We start from the raw sequence: 19,957 nt of genomic DNA on the forward strand, positions 1-19,957 counted from the left end.
TCTGTTTAGAATGGGTACTCAAATAATTCACTTTCGTGATAATATGGGTTTCCTTTTGCTTCAAGATTTAATTTACTAATAGCTGTCATAACTGTAAATATAAATAATCCTAAAACAAATATAAATGAACCTATTTCTAATAAACCTATATTCCAGAATGCACCTACCGTACCTGGCATAATAATATTGAAGAAATCCATATAATGTCCAAAAATAACAACACAAGCCATAATAGGAACAATTACAAAATTCCTTTTTACCTTACTACTTACTAGGATTAGGAATGGTAAAACCAAATTAGGAATTAACATGGTGAAATAAGTCTGACTGTAAAGCTTGTATCTTCCAAAGAAATAGTTGGCTTCTTCTGCTATATTTGCATACCAATAAAGCATGTACTGTGCAAACCAAAGGTAAGACCATAGTAAACTAAATCCGAATAAAAATTTAGTTAAGTCATGCATATGATTATCATTAAATGCAGGAAGATTTCCTTTTTTCTTCAAATATATTGATATAATCAGCATAACCGCTACGGATGATACCAAACAGCTTATCATCGTGTACCACATATATAGGGTTGAATACCAGTGCGGATCTATTGACATTAACCAATCCCATGCCCAACAAGCAGAAGCTAGGGCAAAGAAAACTATAAATCCAACACTCCAGTTATAAACTTTTTTATGATCTGCAATTGCTTTAGTTTCGTCCAGTTTTCTTGTTAATGACTTAATTTTCCATAAAAAGAATATTGAACCCGCAATATAAATTAATGTTCTTATTACAAAAGAAAATCTGTTTAAGAAAGGTTCTTTTGACTTTATTAGCAAATCAAAATGTGAAGATTTAGGATCTGTTAAAGCCGGATCCATCCAGTGATATAAATGATTTAACCCTCCATGCTCACCTCCATAGGATGAAAGAATAATAAAAATTACCATTAATATGCCTCCCACAGGAATAAAGGAAGCCACTCCTTCCATTACTCTGATCACAACCATTGACCAGGCTGCCTGTCCCGCATGTTGAACTGATGCAAAAAACAAGGCGGTTGCAGAAATTCCAAAAAACAACATTAATGGAACGAAAAATGCTGCCCAAGGCCGGTTATGAACCTGTACAAGCGCATGCTCCATATGTTCTTCAGAATGAGGTTCATCATGAAGATATGCGGAATTCATAGGTTGAGCATTCGCTATAGCTTCATTCTGGCTTATAATAAGTTCTATGTCTTTATGATCTATATTAGAGTTTTGATAATAACCAATTCCAAAGGCTATTAATCCTACTACGATTAATACTATGGATGTTAATTTAAGTCTTGATGAAAATGTATATCTCATAGTTTTATTTTTGTTCTGTTGATTGTTCTGTTTTCGGGGCTTGCTGACCTCCTTTAAACTCATTGATTACATACTCTGCAACTCTCCATCTGTCACCAGGCAAAAGCTGTCCGGCATAAGATCCCATTGCATTTCTTCCATGTTCAATAACATAATAAACAGACCCAACAGTTATTACTCTATCTTTATAATTAGGAACTCCTGAATAAGCGCCTGATTGTACAATATTTCCCTGTCCGTCTCCAGCAGTTCCGTGACATGCAGAACACGTCTTTACGTATAAATCTTTTCCTCTTGCTAAATCTTTTTCTCTGTTATCTGGATTTAAAGGAGATTTTAAAATTTGTTTTGATGCATCATATCCTTCCGGTGTATTGGGCAGTTCCATAGGTAAAACTCCTTCCGGATTTCGGGAAATAGAACCCGGCACCGGAGCCAATGCGGTTGCTCCTGATTGTTTTGAAAACAAAGGCACTGTTGTACTTTGTTCACCGTAAGCGACTACTGCTTCCTGATAAGGATCATAAGCCACCGGATAATACATATCTGGAAAATAAACTATACTCGGCTGTTTTTTACTACATGACGCAATAATCAAGCTACCAGTTACAGCTATTAAAATATATTTAGTCAACTTTTTCATCTTCAACTTTTTTAACAGTTATTTCTTCAACTCCTGTAGCTATAAGAATTTCCTTAGCTTTCTCGTAATCCTGATTAGTTAATTCAACCAAAAATTTATCATCGGTTGTTCTTGGATCCGGATTCTGAGCTTTTTGCCCCGGAAAATGTTTATTTAAAACCAAATAAGTTATAGACATAAGGTGGGCCGCAAAAAACACTGTTAACTCAAACATGATTGGAATAAACGCTGGTACGTTTTCTCCCCAGCTAAAACTTGGTTTCCCTCCTATGTTCTGAGCCCAGTCATGATTCATGGTATACCAGGTTAATAAACCTGCAACAGTAATACCTATTGATCCATAAAGAAATGCAAATTCCGACATTCGGGATTCTTTAAGTCCCATGGCTTTGTCTAGCCCGTGTACCGGGAAAGGCGTATATACTTCTTCTATCTGAATTCCTTTTTCACGAAGTTGTTTTACTCCATCTAACAAGAGATCATCATCTCCGTATAAACCGTATATTATTGTCTTAGTGGTGTTCATGTTCTGAATGATGTTTTTTATGACCTTCACTTGATGATTTTACAATAGTCTTAAGCTCAGCTTGTGCTATCACAGGGAATGTTCTTGCGTATAATAAATATAATACCGAGAAAAATCCAATAGTTCCTACGAAAATACCTACATCAACAAATGAAGGCTGGAACATAGTCCATGAAGATGGTAAATAATCTCTTGAAAGATTAATAACGATGATATCAAATCTTTCAAACCACATTCCGACATTAATAACTATTGAAACGATAAATGTCCAAAGGAAATTCCTTCTTAATCCTTTTATCCAAAGACTAGCAGGTATTAATACATTACACAAAATCAATAACCAGAATGCCCACCAGTAAGGACCGGTTGCTGCACCGATTGAAAAATAAGTAAAATCTTCATATCTGCTTCCTGAGTACCAACCGATAAAAAACTCGGTAATATAAGCTACGGTCACCATTCCTCCGGTAACAACAATAACTATATTCATGTACTCAATATGTTTAATCGTAATATAATCTTCTAAATGACATACTTTACGAGCAACACTCAAAAGAGTCTGTACCATTGCAAAACCAGAGAAAATAGCCCCGGCTACGAAATATGGTGGATATACGGTGGAGTGCCATCCTTTTATAACGGATGTAGCGAAGTCAAATGATACAATGGTATGCACGGAAAATACTAACGGTGTAGCTAAACCGGCCAAAACCAAAGACACTTCTTCAAATCGCTGCCAATGTTTGGCTTTACCTCCCCACCCAAAACTTAATATACTATATATTTTTTTTGTAATTGGTTTAACAGCTCTATCTCTGACCATAGCAAAGTCAGGAATTAATCCTATATACCAGAAAACAACAGATACAGAAAAGTATGTACTGATAGCAAATACGTCCCATAACAACGGAGAATTAAAGTTGATCCATAATGATCCGAATTGGTTGGGAATAGGAAATACAAAATACATAAGCCAAGGTCTTCCCATGTGAATTACCGGGAAAAGTGCAGCCTGAATAACTGCAAAAATAGTCATAGCTTCCGCTGAACGGTTAATTGACATTCTCCATTTTTGACGGAAAAGTAACAACACTGCAGAGATAAGGGTTCCTGCATGCCCGATACCTACCCACCATACAAAGTTGGTAATATCCCAACCCCAGTTTGTAGTTCGGTTTAGCCCCCATACCCCTATACCTGTACCGACAGTATAGGCTATACAACCTACTCCGTAGATAAATGCAACTAATGCTATATAGAAAGAAAACCACCACAATTTTCCGGCTTTACTCTCAATAGGTCTGGCTATATCTTCCGTAATATCATGATAGGATTTATCTCCTAAAATTAACGGCTCGCGAATAGGTGCTTCGTAATGTCCTGACATAGTAACTTTCTTAATATTTTATGATTCTTTTCTGTTTCTTACTTTATACTGATAGAACACATTCGGCTTGGTTCCAACTTCTTCTAATAATACATACTTTCTTTTATCCTTAGATAATTTAAGTATCTCTGAATTTGGATCATTCATGTCACCAAATTTAATAGCTCCTGTAGAACATGCAGTTGAACAAGCCACCTGGAATTCTCCGTCCTCTACTCTTCTTCCTTGTTTTTTAGCTTCAAGAATTGTTGATTGTGTCATTTGAATACACATAGAACATTTTTCCATAACCCCCCGTGAACGAACCACTACATCAGGATTAAGAACCATACGCCCTAGATCGTTATTCATATTGTAATCAAACTTATCATTTAAAGCATAGTTAAACCAGTTAAATCTACGTACTTTATATGGACAGTTGTTAGCACAATATCTTGTACCAACACATCGGTTGTAAGCCATTTGGTTTTGCCCCTGTTTTCCATGTGAAGTTGCTGCTACCGGACAAACGGTTTCACAAGGCGCATGGTTACAATGCTGACACATAACCGGCTGAAAAATTACATCCGGATTGGTTGGATGAGGATCTATAAGTTCTTTATACATAGGAACCTGATCCAAGTTTTCCAGAATTTCCTGCTTTTGTTCAATTTTCTTTTTAGATGAGTAATATCTATCAATACGTAGCCAATACATATCTCTTGACATTCTCATTTCTTCTTTTCCTACTACCGGCACATTATTTTCTGCCTGGCAAGCAATAATACAAGAACCACAACCTGTACATGCATTTAAATCAACTGATAGATTGAAATGAGGTCCATCGGTACTGTCATAATCTCTCCAAAGGTCTATCTTTCCAATCGGCATTTCTCCAACATAAGTCTGCATAGACATTTGAGGATTCCATTCTTTCGAATCTGTATTCAAGTAGGTATCTAATGGAACTTCTCTCGCTATTTCATACCTTCCCATTAAGGTACCTTGCATCTGCATAGAGGCAAATTCATGCATTCCCTCAGCAGGCTTTATTTCCACACTGTATTGTGAAAAATTTGACTTATAATAAGCCGGATAAGCATTAATTCCGGTTTGACCGACTTTTCCTGATTTTGCCTGTCCGTATCCTATGGCTAATCCTACAGAACCATGTGCCTGTCCTGGTTGAATAAATACGGGAATACTTTTAATTACTTCTTTTCCGTTAATGGTTAAATTAACTAAAGAACCATCTAACTGCATTCTTCCGTTTACTTTATTTTTAATTCCTAATTTTTTAGCGTCTTCTTCAGAAATAGTTAGATAGTTGTCCCAAGCTATTCTTGAAATAGGATCTGGTAATTCCTGTAACCAAGGATTATTGGCCTGTGTTCCATCTCCTATAGCTGTTTTTGTATATAAATTTAGTTCTAAATTACCCGCTTTTATAGAAGAAAGTGCAGATAAAGCTTTTTGAGCATCTCCACCACTAGCGGTTAATGATATACTTTCTGATGTTTCGTTGTATCCATTATATAAAGCCTGATTAAAGCTATATCCTAACATACCTCCTAGTTGAGATTGCCAGAATTGTTTTAAAAAGGTATAATATGCATTCGTTTGTACCGGTGTTGCGGTAGCTGTAGTATATGCGGAGTTAAACTGTGTAGTTCCATCTGCACTTACTGATGAAGCAGCTATTGACACAGAATCGTTTGAAGTAGAATCTGAAGTGATTTTATTAGCTTCGGAAATGGATGAAATATTTTTTGCCGGCTGATTTTTCCATATTAGAAGTGAATCTTGAAACTGGCGAGTATCAAAAATTCTCTGTATTGTCGGCTGTGATAACAAATAAACTCCTGTAGCTGGATTCAAATCTCCCCATGATTCTAACCAATGAGGAACCGGAGCTAATGCTTTTGCTGTTGAAGCTGTTTCATTTGCATATTCTGTTAATGATACTGAACATGGTATTTTAGTTAACAATTGAGTTAACTTAGCACTGTCATAATAAGAATAAACAGGATTTGTATTAAAGTTTAATAAAACACCTACCTGTCCAGATGACATCCAATTTACAAATTCTTCAAATCTGGTGTCATCAGATTCTTTACTTAAAAGAACTTTATCTTTTCTAATAACTTCAGAGTTTATTTTCTGATTAATCAGATTAGCCAACACATATGAAGATTTATCTCCTTCAGCAAAAACAACAGCTTTTGAACCTTTTGCTTTTAACAAGTCCGCAATTTTTTTTGCATTTGCATCGGTTGATACACCATCGATAGCTTTATAAACTTCTGCTAAAAATTTTTGTACGGCAGAAGGTTTTAAAGGAATTCTTTCATCTGAATTAGCCCCTGATAAGCTTAAATTTGATTCAATTTGAATATGTTTAAGCATATTCTGGCCCGGAGTTTTCGCTTTCGCATATCCTTCTTCTAAATGCCCTCCATTCCAGTCATTTAGAAAATCTGCTCCAAATGATACCAATAATTCGGCTTTGGAGAGATCATATATAGGTAATGCACGAACCCCGAAAACCTCCTGAGCTGCATCTAGTGCAGGTGCGTATGATACTGAATCGTATACTACATGCTCAGTAGTCGGATATTCGGCTTTAAAATCTGAAATAATTTTTTTGGTTGATGGAGAGGGTAATGACGGTGTTAAGATTACTACTTTTTTTCCTGTCGATTTTGCCTCATTAAGACCTTTTAATACATAAGCATCTAAAGTTTTCCAATCTGTATCTGCATTATTAAGTACCGGTCCTTTAGCACGATTGTTATCATAAAGGGACAGCACGGAAGCTAAACTTCTTGCTGTGCAACCACCAAATAAATTAGCATTTGTATTTTTATCTATTTTGATAGGTCGACCTTCTCGGGTTTTAACTAAAACGCTAGCAAAATCGAATCCGTCAAAAAGAGTAGATGCATAATAATTAGGTATTCCCGGAATTATTCCTTCAGGTTTTACTACATAAGGAACAGATTTGGTAATCGGAGCCTCGCAGGCAGCAAGAGTGACTGCTGCTGTTCCAAAACCTAAGAATTTTAAGAAGTCTCTTCGGGAAGTCTTAGTTGAGAACATTGCATTGTCATCGCCTAAAAATTCATCAATCGGAAGTTCCTCTACAAATTCATTTCTCGCTAATTTTTCAGTTAGAGAAGGATCATTTAATTCTTCTATACTTCTGAACTTTATTTTATCTTTTGAAGCCATGTTGATCTTCTAATGATTTTAATTGATTAATAATGACATTTACCACATTCCAAACCTCCGATAGCATCTACTGTTATCTTAGATTTATCTTCTCCATATTGTTTTTTCAGCTTGTCATGAAGTTTATTAAAGTAAGCTGCGTTATACCCGTTATTCATATCTACTTCGGTTGTTCTATGGCAATCGACACACCATCCCATGGTGAAGTCGTTAGCCATCCTAACAACATTCATAGTATCTATAGCTCCGTGGCAAGCTTTACATACCACATCAATCTGATTGTTCGGATTTTTCTTATTGTAGGCTGAAATTATTGCTTTTTCTCCTGCAACTACGTGTTGTGAGTGATTGAAATAAACAAAATCAGGCATGTTATGAATACGCTCCCATTTAACAGGTGTTTGTTTTCCTGTATAGGCTTGTTTGTCTTCATCCCATCCTACATGTTCATATAATTTTTTGATTTCGCCTGTATAAAACTCTTTTGATTTTCCAGGTTCTACATATTTTCCTGTATATTCACTAATATTTCTATGACAATTCATACAAACGCTTAGAGATGGAATTTCAGAAACCTTACCATATTTAGCACCTGAGTGACATAACTGGCAGTCTATATTATTTTCACCGGCGTGAATTTTATGCGAGAAGTATATTGGCTGCTCAGGAGCATATCCTTTATCTACTCCAATGCCCATTAACCAAGCCCAAAATCCGTATAAAGATAGTGCCAGCATTAAACCAACTAATATATAAGTAAATCCTTTGTACCTCTCATAAAACTGAGAAAAAGACCTGATTTTAGTTGCTTGCAATTCAGACAATTCTGAATTCGCTGTTTTAAGTTTTACAAGGGTATTGATTTTAAGTAATGTAAGGATCAAAATAACGCCAATAGCTGAAAAAGCCAGTAAAATTAGCTTAGTATCCTGAGCATCACTTTTCTGAACGGTTGCAGGAGCGGCTACTTCTTCCTCTTTAGGTTCCGGTGGATTGTTTACATAAGTAAGAACATCTTCAATGTCCTGTTCAGATAAACGACCTTCAAAGATATCCATGGAAGCTTTGTTATATTCTTCATAGATTTCATTCGCTCGTTTATCACCGCTTTTTCTAAGAGCTTCATTGTTCATTACCCACTTGTGAATCCATTCTTTAGTTACTCCTTCAGCGGCAAGAGAAGTTACGATTCCTTTAAGTGCAGGTCCTACCAATTTCCGGTCTAAAGCATGGCAGGCGGTACAATTGGCTTTGAATAATGTCTCTCCTTTCTTTGCATCTCCAGTAACATCCTGTCCAAAAACAGAAATGCCGGTAAAGAGAGCCAGCATACATACTGCTATAATTTTATTCATAATAATTGATTTCAATTGAATGAAACTTTACTTGTAATTATAATATAGATATAGATTGTCCCACAAAAAGTGACTATTGCAAAAATATAAATATGAAGTTTATCGCCAAACGTTTTTTTTGATATATATAGCGCAAAAGCTTAATTTATAACTATTCTAAATAGCATTATAAGCTAGTTTATTGTTTAATAACAACTTAGATTAATCACCTTGTCTACTGACAAATGATTTAAAAGAAAGAATATGATATATATCATTGATTTTTTATTCTTTTATACTCTCTTCCTGGCTAAGAATCGAGTCAGCTTTATTCCCATATCTAAAAAGATTATGCGGGCATTACCATTTCTTTCGATATGAAAAAATGCAGCGTTTATTTCCTCCATAATATCTTCAATATTATTCCCATGAACAAACGAACTGAAACTTTTCCATTTGAAATTGTTGTAGATAAGAGGATTATTTACCAGCTGCCCGGCCTGATAGTTTTCGAGAAGTGCCTGCCTAAATATTTCTGCACAAAATTGAAGAAAGTTCTTTTGCTTTTCCCTCCCCCAGCCAGAAATTTCCATAGACCAATCTACGATTTCCTTAAGGAACTCAGGTTTTTTCGGAGCCATCACTGCGGCACGGTTCCAACGTATAAAATATTGCTCGAATTCTTCCTGAAGATGGCTATTTATAACCAAATTGGAAGCTAGCTCCCAGTCTCCTTCTGCCCTGGAGGCTATTTGAGAAGCTTTCTGTTCATCAACCCCAAATACAGACTGTAACTTGGCTACTATTTTTCCTTCGTCAATACGATGAATGTCTACTTTTTGACATCTGGATAGAATAGTAGGTAATATTTTTTTTTCATCTTCCGCTAAAAGTAAAAACAGAGTTTTAGCAGGAGGCTCTTCAAGAATTTTCAATAACTTATTCGCTGCTTCTGTACGCATGGTTTCAGCCATCCATATCAACTGAATTTTGTATCCTCCTTCAAAACTTTTTAAATTCAGCTTTTCAATGATATGTTCCATTTCCTTAACAGATATAAAACCTTGTTTTTTATCTTCGTTCAAAAACTCATACCATTGATTAATATTTTGGTAGGAACTTTTTAATACAAACTCTCGAAACTGAGCTATATAATCTGAACTAATCGCTTCTTTTTTTTCAGAAGCATTATTAATTGTAGGAAAAGAAAAATGAAGATCCGGATGTTGAAGCTTTTCTGTTTGCTTGTAACAGCTTTCCGATCCTGAACAAAGAACTTCTGAAGCATAGGCCAAAGCGATCGCTAATAGACCATACCCTGATTTACCAATGAATAATTGGGCATGGCTAATTCTGTTTTCGCTGATTGAGTCTTTTAATTGTTTAATTAATAATTCCTGGCCTATTACTTCCTCCCATTTCATATAAACAAAGATATAAATATTATTGAGCACTGCTTTTAAAAAATATTAACAGTTTATTGATAAGAGCAATTTGAATGAGGTATTAGTAACCATCAACAAACTTAATTAACAATTTTTGTTAATAAGTCTTCTCATGTTCGCTGGCTAAAGGTCTGAAAATTGTTCACAAAAATGATTTATATATATCTATTTTTTCTATACTTTTGAAGATCTATGGAACAGTTAGAATCAAAATCAAATAATTTCACTAAGTCAAACAAAATCATAACCTTGGAAAAAGGTAAGCTTCCCCCGCAAGCAGTTGAGCTTGAAGAAGCCGTGTTAGGAGCTATGATGATAGATAAAAAAGGACTGGATGAAATTATTGATATACTGTCTCCTGAGGTTTTTTATAAAAAGGAACACCAGTTTATTTATGAGGCAATTGAGGATTTATTTAAAGAAACTGAACCTATAGATATTCTTACTATATCCAACAAATTACGTTCGCAGGGAAAATTAGAAGCTGCCGGTGGTGATTTTAACCTCATCCAGCTTTCTAATAAAGTTTCTTCTTCCGCCCATATTGAATATCATTCACGCATTATCCTGGAAAAATATATTTTGAGAAAACTCATTGAAATTTCTTCGAATATGATTGAAAAATCATATGACGAAACTTCAGATGTTTTTGATTTATTAGATTACTCTGAAAGTCAGTTATATGAAATAACAAACGGTACTTTAAAAAGAACTTTTAATGAAGCTAAAAACTTAGTATCAAATGCATTAAAAAAAATTAAATCCCTTGAATCTAAACAAGGAATGAGTGGAATTCCTTCCGGATTTAAACATGTCGATAAAATTACAGCTGGCTGGCAACCTTCAGATCTAATTATTATTGCCGCAAGACCGGGTATGGGTAAAACAGCATTTATCTTATCCATGGCCAGAAATATAGCCATAAGCTCTGAGGTTCCTATCGGAATATTTTCTCTGGAAATGTCAGCTGAACAGCTTATGATGCGTATGATTTCGAGTGAAACGGGAATAGAGTCTGAAAAATTAAGAAAAGCTAATTTATCAGAACTTGAGTGGCAACAACTTTATTCGAGGGTTAATAAGTTGGAAAAAGCGCCAATTTTTATTGATGATTCTCCGGGTATCTCTGTATTTGATCTTCGTGCAAAAGCCAGAAGACTGGTATCTCAGCACGGTGTACGAATAATCATGATAGATTATTTACAATTAATGTCTGCCGGTGGAAAAGGCATAGGAAACCGAGAACAGGAAATTGCAACTATATCCCGTTCCTTAAAGGCTATTGCTAAAGAGTTAGAAATACCGGTAATTGCTTTATCCCAGTTATCGCGTTCGGTTGAAACACGAGGGGGAAGTAAAAAACCTTTACTTTCCGACTTGAGGGAATCGGGTGCAATTGAACAGGATGCCGATATTGTTACATTTATATACAGACCTGAATATTATAAACTGGAAACATGGGAAGATGGTACACCATGTTCAGGGCAAGGAGAATTTATTATAGCTAAACACCGTAACGGTGCTCTTGAGGATGTAAGACTTAAGTTTACCAGTTCTCAGGCTAAATTTTCTGATCTGGATGATAATTTCTACTCTGGGGGTGATCAGGGCAATGATATTTCAACTACTTTTGAAAGCAGAATTAATGATGAAAGTTCATTTGAAAGCGCTATCAATTTGCCTTCTATTAATCCCAGCGATTCTTTCGGAATAGATGATAATATTAATGATCAGGATGCAGATATGCCTTTTTAAAATATTTTTCAAATAATTACGAAATCTTTTATAAATTAGCTATAAACCTTATATAAACCTATGGCTAAGAAAAAAATTGTATCCGAAAAAAGGATTTTTGTTCTGGATACTTCCGTAATCATATTTAACCATTTATCAATCACCTTATTTGCCGAACATGATATTGTCATTCCAATAACGGTATTAGAAGAATTGGATAATTTTAAAAAGGGTAATGACACTAAAAATTACGAGGCCCGTGAATTTATTCGTTTTCTTGATAAATGCTCACTAAATAAAGATATTAATAATTGGATTGATTTACCGGGTGAGAATAAAGGAAAATTTAAAATTGTTATGTCCACGAATGGAGTGAGCTATTCTGCTACCAAAATTTTTGATTCTAATTCCATGGATAATAAAATTCTGAATGTATGCCTGAAACTCAAGGAAGATGAAAAAGACAGAACGGTAACTTTGGTATCTAAAGATGTTAATCTAAGGCTCAAAGCTCGTGCTATCGGATTAAATGCAGAAGATTTTGAAACAGGAAAGGTAAAAGTAGATAATCTTCCGTCCGGAATCGAAAAGGTTGAAAATTTTGATCAGCAGCTTATTGATGAAATTCACAAAAAACAAGTAATTCCGTATTCAAAAATCAAAGGAAAATTAAACATATATCCTAACGCATGTTATATTCTACAAGGAAGAAAGTCTTCTGCTCTAGCCTACTATAATCCCTTTACTGAGGAACTTGAAGTAGTAAGCAAAAAGGCATTTTATAAGATTAATCCTCGAAATGCGGAACAAGCTTTTGCAATGTATGTGATGGCTAAACCGGAATTAAAGTTAATTGCACTTCATGGTGTGGCCGGTACTGGAAAAACTTTATTGGCATTGGTTAGTGCTCTGGAAGAACGAAGAGATTATAAACAAATTTATCTAGCCAGACCCATTATTCCTTTAAGTAATAAGGATATTGGATTTTTACCCGGAGATATAAAATCTAAACTGGATCCTTATATGCAACCTTTATGGGATAATCTGAAATTTATTCAAAATCAGTTTAATGAAAATGATAAAGAATTTAAACAGATATCGCAAATGGTTGAACAGGAAAAATTACTCATCACACCCCTTGCTTATATAAGAGGCCGAAGTTTATCAGACGTGATTTTTATTGTGGATGAGGCTCAGAACCTAACTCCTCACGAAGTGAAAACTATAATTTCACGAGCGGGAGAAAATTCTAAATTTATTTTTACCGGAGACGTTAAGCAGATTGACACTCCATATCTTGATGAACAAAGCAATGGATTGTCTTATTTAGTTGACAGAATCCACGGTCGAAATCTTTTTGCTCATATACGCCTTGAAAAAGGGGAACGATCCGAATTAGCCAATTTAGCTAACGAACTTTTATAGTAAATTTATTATAATAATATAAAAAGCCAAACAGTTATAAATCTAACTGTTTGGCTTTATTTTTTTTAGATTTATTTTTTTTGTTTCTACCTCTCCAAATTAAAAAACCAGTTATTGGCATAGACGCAATCATTAAACTTACTATAAAAGCAATAATTTTAGTCGGCAATCCTAAAATTGAACCTACATGTATGTCATAGTTTGCGGCAACCACTTTTTCTCCGAAATTTTTATTCTCAGGATTGTGAACGTGCAATAATTCTCCAGAATTTTCATCAAATATTAAACTACTGTTTTTGTGATATGAATATGCTAAATGTTTAACAAAAACCTGAAAATTTGGATGTTCATGATGATCCATGTGAGGATGGCCGAGGTCAAGACTAAAACTGTGAGATTGAGGGTACAGTTCTTTTACCTTATCTATTATATTATTTAAGGTTATATCTGTGCGCATTTCAACATCTGCACTTGTTTTAATATGTGAAAAATCTGGATATTCAGTTTTCCCACCGGAAAATAGAGTGTAGATAAAAGTCTGGACAATTAAAAAGGAATAAAATAGTCCTGTAATTGTCAAAACTAAAGCGAATATAGAGGAATAAAAGCCAAGAATATTATGTAAATCATAATTTTTTCTTTTCCAATTTTTAATATTTTTCCATTTAAACCAAAACCTTTGCTGTCTTGCGGCTTTATTTTTTGGCCACCACAATATAATTCCGGAAATAAGCATTAAAACAAATAGTATTACAGGAATTCCAACCAAGTACTTTCCCCATTCCATTTTGAAAAGAAAACTCCAGTGTATCATCTTGACTATATTAAAAAAGCCGTTTTTTTCATCATAGACTTTTAATACTTTTCCGTTGTAAGGATTTACATAAGCCAATTTAAACAGAGGGAATTCATCGAAATAGTTCCATGCATTATCATTATGCTCATACCAGTAAAACATGTATGACATTTGGGAATCTATGGGAATATTTACCCAATGTAAAGGATATTTTTCACGAACCTGAGCATTAACCAATTTTTCAAGTTTCCGGATAGGAAGAACTTCTTTTTTATCTATATTTTTTTCACGATGATATATATATTCTTTTCGGGTAATATTTTCGATATCATCTTTAAATACATACAATGCTCCGGTCAAAGAAATTATTAATATGAGAATCCCAATAAACAGCCCAAACCACAAATGGATTTTTTTTATCCATTTTTTTATGATGCCTTTTCCTTTTTTATTTTTTTTATTTTTCGACATGCGATTCAGGCTGTATCCCTTGATTATATTATTTATTTAAAATTTGTAACCTACCGATAATCTCCAGTTACGGGGAGCCTCTGCCTGATAATAATAATAATCTCCATAGGTAGAGCCTGAATATAAATATCTGTCAAAAACATTGTATACATTTAAATTGAGTTTCAGATTGGATTTTTCCCAGGATATACCCGCATCAAATTTCACATAGTCATCTAACGATAATTTTCCATTTCCTCCCCAGTTCCATGTACTTCTGTCTCCTAAATAGGTCCCTCCAAATGTTAATCCAAAACCTTTCAATAAACCTTCGGAAAATATATAGTCTAACCAGGCATTTGCCGTATGTTTTGCATATCCTGCCACCTTAGTTCCATCAGGAAATTCCGGTGTATTTGAATCAATAATTTTATTACTTGTTAATGCATAATTTACAATTACGTTAAAACCTTTAACAATTTCTCCTTTCAAATCAAATTCAATACCTCTTGTTCTGGTTTTACCTAATACTATAGAATATTTTTCACTACCTGTATTTTCAGGGTCTGCAGTTAATTCATTATTCTTCATAATTTGATAAATGGATATTGTAGTATTCAATTTCCCATTAAACCAATCTCTTTTTGCGCCTACTTCCATGCTATTTCCTGTAATTGGCTTAACAGATTTACCGGACCTTAAAAAGCCTGTCTGAGGAGTAAAAGCCTGATCATAAAGAGTATATATAGAAATATTTTCATCTATGGAATAACTTAATCCTATCCGTGGTGTAACTTTTTCCGCTTTTTTTGTAGTTCCATAATCATTCTGATTTACCTTGGTATACCTACCGGCAAGAGTTAAACGTAATGCATCTTTAAAGAAACCTAATTCGTCCTGTAAGTAGATTCCTGAATAAGTTTGTGAAATTGTTGATCCGGCACCTGCCCTTTCTTCCAATGATTTAGTCTTATTAAATGCAATTGAACCACTACTTGGAGCTTGGTAAACTGAAGAATTAGTGTCGAAAGGTTTTTCTGCGGTATCTAAATTATAGCCTTGACTCCAGTCGGCTAAATATTTTTTACTTCCTACATCCAGCCCTGCTAAAATTTTATGTGAAATGGCTCCTGTCTGAACATTCCCGTTTAAAAAAGCCTGACCAAATTTCATAATATTACTGGATTCCCAATATCCTACTCTTCTAATCATAGTTCCGTCATTATTAAATACCGAAGGCCATAAACTACTTCCCAATGTATACTCGTTAAGGTATGTCAGCTGAGTAGTCAATTTCCAGTTAGCATCAATCTGATGTTGCAGATTAACATTAAACGTATGACTGTCTATATTGGTTGGTGCTATGCCCGGATCCGACAAAGTGTATTTTACAGGTTTAGTCGCATAACCGGCATATGAAAATACATATGCAGAACCAACATCAGACATTTTAGCTTTTTGATAGATATATTCTGCAATTAAGGTAGTTTTTTCAGTAAGATTAACTTTTATAGATGGATTTATTATATATCTATCATTAAATTCATAATTACGAAAACTATTTTTGTTTTGTGCCATTAAATTTAAACGAACCGCAACTTTATCGGATATTTTAGAATCTAGATCTACTTCTCCTCTATACAGATCAAAGCTACCTAAGGTTATTCTTGCGTTTCCGTTAAAACTTTTTCCGGTTGGCTGTTTAGTAACTATATTATATATTCCACTAGGTTCACCGTTTGACATAAGAAAACCCGCAGGCCCTTTTATAATTTCAATATGATCCACATAACTCATATCTTCACTTAAAGGTCCCCAGGTAGAGGTGATATTTACTCCATTAAGAAAAGCTGCAGCACGCGAACCTCTCATATTTATGCGTGTATAAAGTTCTCCCCAGTGTTCTAAACGTTGTGCTCCGGCAATACTTCTAATTACGCCATCACTTAATGTTGTTATTTGTTGATCTTGAAGTACACTGTTTGTTATTACTGATATGTTTTGTGGTATCTTTAAAAGTTCTTCGTCTAAACGCAAAGAGGAAGAACTTTTCTTTTCAACATATTTTTTGTAATATTTACCTTCTATAATTATCCCTTTCAAATAATTGTCCTGAATACTATCTTTATGTTGTGCATTTAATACTGCAATTCCAAAGATTGCCAAAATGCTTAATTTATTACTCATAAGAAAAAAATTTTTGCAAATATAATATTATTTTAATTTATTCTAATTAAAAATAATACGTATAAAAATATATCTCTCATATGAGGTAATAGTGTATTTTATCCGAAAAATTCAGAAGTAAATAATTCTCAATTTCATTTATATAATTATTTGAACTGATTATTAATCAACAAAAGTAAAATTGTAGCGTTTGTAAACTTCTATTTCATATTAATTCATAAAAAAAGACTGTTCAATGAACAGTCTTTATATTTTGATAACGAATTATTTAAATTATTTTTTTACAGAATCCACAACCGCTTTAAACGCTTCCGGATGATTCATAGCTAAATCTGCTAGTACTTTTCTGTTTAATTCTATTTTATTGTCTTTTAATAATCCTATAAATTTAGAATAAGAAAGACCTTGTTGTCTGGCTCCAGCATTAATCCTTTGAATCCATAAAGCTCTGAAATTTCTTTTCTTTTGCTTTCTACCTACATAGGCATATTGCAAACCTTTTTCAACAGCATTTTTGGCAACTGTCCAAACATTTTTTCTTCGTCCAAAATAACCTTTAGCTAATTTTAAGACTCTTTTTCTTCTAGCTCTTGAAGCTACTGAATTTACTGATCTTGGCATAATTTTTTGTTTTTTTGAAATGGGCGGAAACTAAATTCTCTTAAAGCTCCATTTCAGGGTTAAACTTTTGTTGTTTTTAAACCGAATATTTAATTATATTCTTATTTAAGTAATAATTGTCTTTTAACGCTTTTCTCATCTACATTAGCTACTAAAGCTGAATGGGTAAGATTACGTTTTTGTTTTGTGCTTTTTTTGGTCAAAATATGACTTTTAAATGCATGTTTTCTTTTAATTTTACCTGATCCGGTAACAGAAAAACGCTTTTTAGCACCTGATTTTGTTTTTAATTTTGGCATTTTCTTACTTTTTATTTCGTTATCAAAATATATTTAATTTATAAATCAAGAAACAACTCTTATTTTTTAGGAGCCATCATCATGATCATTCTTTTTCCTTCTAATTTTGGCATTTGTTCTACTTTCCCCCATTCTTCCAATTCCTGAGCTAATCTAAGTAACAAAATTTGTCCTTGATCTTTGAATACAATTGAACGCCCTTTGAAGAAAACATATGCTTTTAATTTAGACCCTTCTTCTAAAAATTTCTGAGCATGTTTCTTTTTAAATTCATAATCATGTTCATCTGTTTGAGGACCAAAACGTATTTCTTTAACAACAACTTTGGTTTGTTTTGATTTAAGTTCTTTTTGTTTCTTTTTTTGTTCGTATAGAAACTTTTTATAATCAACTATTCTACAAACCGGAGGATTTGCCGTTGCTGTAATCATAACTAAATCCAATTCCTGTTCTTCAGCTATTCTAAGAGCTTCTTTTACAGGAAGAACTCCTTGATTAACATTCTCTCCTACTAATCGTACTTCTGGAACATCAATAAAATTGTTGATTTTGTGTTCCGGTTCCTGTTTCCTTGGGATGTATCTCCCTCTTGAATAATTTCTGTTAAGTGCTATGGTATAAAAATTTTAAGGTTTATCTGTTACTTTTTTCATCATTGATACTGCTTCATCCAAAGAAAGAGTACCTATATCTCCTTCTCCTCTTTTACGAATTGACACTGTATTAGATTCTGCTTCTTTTTCTCCTACAACAAACATGTAAGGAATTTTGTTAATTTCAGCATCACGTATCTTTTTACCAGTCTTTTCGTTACGCTCATCAATTCGACCGCAAATATCCGAATTTTCCATCAAATTCAAAACTTTTTTTGCATAATCTGTGTACTTTTCACTAATCGGAAGTATAATAAATGGCTCAGGACTTAACCATAGAGGTAAATTTCCACCGGTATGTTCCAGTAAAATCGCTACGAATCTTTCCAGAGATCCAAAAGGAGCCCTGTGTATCATAACTGGTCTATGCTTTTCATTATCGGATCCTATATAATGTAAATCAAACCGTTCCGGTAAATTATAATCTACCTGTATAGTCCCTAACTGCCAGCTTCTACCTAAAGCATCTTTAACCATAAAATCCAGTTTAGGCCCATAAAAAGCAGCTTCACCGTATTCTATAACTGTAGGTAATCCTTTATCTTTAGCGGCTTTTTTGATAGCATTTTCCGCTTTTTCCCAATTTTCGTCTGTACCTATGTATTTTTCTTTGTTTTCCTTATCCCTTAAAGATATCTGAGCCGTAAAATTTTCAAATCCTAGTGATTTAAAGGTATACAATACTAAATCAATTACATTTTCAAATTCACCTATTAATTGATCCGGAGTGCAGAATATGTGAGCATCATCTTGAGTAAATCCTCTCACACGGGTTAAACCATGTAACTCACCACTTTGCTCGTAGCGATATACAGTACCAAATTCAGCAAAACGTTTAGGTAAATCTTTATAAGACCAGGGTGCCGAACGATAAATTTCACAATGATGTGGACAATTCATCGGTTTTAGCAAAAATTCTTCTCCTTCATTAGGAGTTTTAATCGGCTGGAAACTATCTGCTCCATACTTTTCATAATGGCCGCTGGTAACATACAAATCTTTATGACCGATATGAGGAGTGGCTACTATCTCGTAGCCTGCCTTTTGCTGGGCAGCCCCTAGAAAATCAATTAGCTTTTGACGTAATTTTGCACCTTTGGGTAACCATAAAGGTAATCCTGCTCCTACTTTTTCCGAAAACGTAAACAGCCCCAGTTCTTTACCCAACTTTCTATGATCTCTTTTTTTAGCCTCTTCAATTCTTTCCAAATATTCTGTAAGATCTTTTTGCTTAGGAAAAGTTATTCCATATACTCTGACTAACTGCTTATTCTTTTCATCTCCTCTCCAATAGGCTCCTGCTGCATTCAATACTTTAGCTGCTTTAACAATTCCAGTGAATGGAATATGTCCACCTCTACATAAATCTGTAAAGTTATCATGTGTTACAAAAGTAATTGATCCATCTTCAAGATTATCAATTAATTCCGTTTTATATTCATTATTTTTATAGGCTTCCAGAGCTTCCTTTTTAGATACAGGATACAGCTTGAATGTTGAATTCTTTTTCGCATTTTCAAGCATTTTCTTTTCTATCTTTTCAAAATCTTTTTCTGAAAATACTTCATTGCCAAAATCTACATCGTAATAGAATCCATTTTCAATAGCCGGTCCGATAGTTAATTTAGCTTCCGGATAGTATTCCATTATAGCCTGCGCTAATAAATGGGCAGAAGAATGCCAAAATGCTTTTTTACCCATATCATCATTCCAGGTAAGCAATTGCACCGTTGCATCCGTCGTTATAGGTGTGGTTACTTCCACTTGCTTACCATTTACTAACGCAGAAATTGTGTTGCGAGCCAAACCTTCTGAAATACTTCTGGCTACATCCAACGGCGTAACGGAATTTTCAAATTCCTTTACACTCCCATCAGGAAGGGTTATTTTTATCATTCTTC

Annotated in this window: 15 protein-coding genes; 2 read left to right on the plus strand and 13 right to left on the minus strand. The window is 34.1% G+C overall.

All coding sequences use genetic code 11. The features are described 5' to 3' along the window. Positions 1-5 precede the first annotated feature (5 nt). The 7 genes from EOV51_RS02300 to EOV51_RS02330 all read right to left on the minus strand — a co-directional run bounded on the left by EOV51_RS02300 (position 6) and on the right by EOV51_RS02330 (position 9,870). Positions 6-1,346: a quinol:cytochrome C oxidoreductase gene (locus EOV51_RS02300; RefSeq protein WP_128149466.1), complete on the minus strand. Its 1,341-nt coding sequence runs from the start codon at positions 1,344-1,346 to the stop codon at positions 6-8. A gap of 4 nt (positions 1,347-1,350) precedes the next feature. Beyond that, positions 1,351-1,989 (minus strand): c-type cytochrome, encoded by a 639-nt coding sequence (locus tag EOV51_RS02305; RefSeq protein WP_128149468.1) that lies wholly within the window; start codon positions 1,987-1,989, stop codon positions 1,351-1,353. Further along, positions 1,973-2,515: a DUF3341 domain-containing protein gene (locus tag EOV51_RS02310; RefSeq protein ID WP_128149470.1), complete on the minus strand. Its 543-nt coding sequence runs from the start codon at positions 2,513-2,515 to the stop codon at positions 1,973-1,975. Before EOV51_RS02310 ends, EOV51_RS02305 begins: the two co-directional genes overlap by 17 nt. Further along, positions 2,502-3,902, minus strand: a complete 1,401-nt coding sequence (gene nrfD / locus EOV51_RS02315; protein ID WP_128149472.1) for an NrfD/PsrC family molybdoenzyme membrane anchor subunit — start codon at positions 3,900-3,902, stop codon at positions 2,502-2,504. Before nrfD ends, EOV51_RS02310 begins: the two co-directional genes overlap by 14 nt. Before the next feature lie 18 nt (positions 3,903-3,920). Beyond that, positions 3,921-7,112, minus strand: a complete 3,192-nt coding sequence (locus EOV51_RS02320; RefSeq protein WP_128149474.1) for a TAT-variant-translocated molybdopterin oxidoreductase — start codon at positions 7,110-7,112, stop codon at positions 3,921-3,923. A gap of 26 nt (positions 7,113-7,138) precedes the next feature. Beyond that, entirely contained in the window at positions 7,139-8,467 is a 1,329-nt protein-coding gene (locus EOV51_RS02325; protein ID WP_128149476.1) for a c-type cytochrome, read from the minus strand. Between the two features lie 272 nt (positions 8,468-8,739). After that, positions 8,740-9,870: a DNA polymerase III subunit gene (locus tag EOV51_RS02330; RefSeq protein ID WP_128149478.1), complete on the minus strand. Its 1,131-nt coding sequence runs from the start codon at positions 9,868-9,870 to the stop codon at positions 8,740-8,742. Positions 9,871-10,083: 213 nt separating this feature from the next. Between EOV51_RS02330 and dnaB the strand changes: the two genes are divergently transcribed. Further along, positions 10,084-11,646: a replicative DNA helicase gene (gene dnaB / locus EOV51_RS02335; protein WP_128149480.1), complete on the plus strand. Its 1,563-nt coding sequence runs from the start codon at positions 10,084-10,086 to the stop codon at positions 11,644-11,646. A 60-nt stretch (positions 11,647-11,706) separates the two neighbouring features. Continuing rightward, positions 11,707-13,050 carry a PhoH family protein gene (locus EOV51_RS02340; protein ID WP_128149482.1) on the plus strand — a complete coding sequence of 448 codons (1,344 nt, stop codon included), beginning with the start codon at positions 11,707-11,709 and terminating at the stop codon, positions 13,048-13,050. 34 nt (positions 13,051-13,084) lie between these two features. Here EOV51_RS02340 and EOV51_RS02345 read toward each other — a convergent pair whose 3' ends face one another. From EOV51_RS02345 to thrS, 6 genes are all read right to left on the minus strand, one after another. Then, a complete protein-coding gene (locus EOV51_RS02345) occupies positions 13,085-14,317 on the minus strand; it encodes a PepSY-associated TM helix domain-containing protein (protein ID WP_128149484.1) in 1,233 nt (410 codons plus the stop codon). 36 nt (positions 14,318-14,353) lie between these two features. Continuing rightward, positions 14,354-16,483 carry a TonB-dependent siderophore receptor gene (locus EOV51_RS02350; RefSeq protein WP_128149486.1) on the minus strand — a complete coding sequence of 710 codons (2,130 nt, stop codon included), beginning with the start codon at positions 16,481-16,483 and terminating at the stop codon, positions 14,354-14,356. 273 nt (positions 16,484-16,756) lie between these two features. Further along, a complete protein-coding gene (gene rplT, locus EOV51_RS02355) occupies positions 16,757-17,104 on the minus strand; it encodes a 50S ribosomal protein L20 (RefSeq protein ID WP_128149488.1) in 348 nt (115 codons plus the stop codon). Between the two features lie 101 nt (positions 17,105-17,205). Then, positions 17,206-17,403 carry a 50S ribosomal protein L35 gene (rpmI, locus tag EOV51_RS02360; protein WP_128149490.1) on the minus strand — a complete coding sequence of 66 codons (198 nt, stop codon included), beginning with the start codon at positions 17,401-17,403 and terminating at the stop codon, positions 17,206-17,208. Positions 17,404-17,462: 59 nt separating this feature from the next. Next, positions 17,463-17,981, minus strand: coding sequence for a translation initiation factor IF-3 (gene infC, locus EOV51_RS02365; RefSeq protein ID WP_128149492.1), 519 nt, complete (start codon positions 17,979-17,981; stop codon positions 17,463-17,465). Between the two features lie 48 nt (positions 17,982-18,029). Then, entirely contained in the window at positions 18,030-19,952 is a 1,923-nt protein-coding gene (thrS, locus tag EOV51_RS02370) for a threonine--tRNA ligase (protein ID WP_128149494.1), read from the minus strand. Positions 19,953-19,957: the final 5 nt, after the last annotated feature.

The organism is Apibacter raozihei, from assembly GCF_004014855.1.
Lineage (GTDB): Bacteria > Bacteroidota > Bacteroidia > Flavobacteriales > Weeksellaceae > Apibacter > Apibacter raozihei.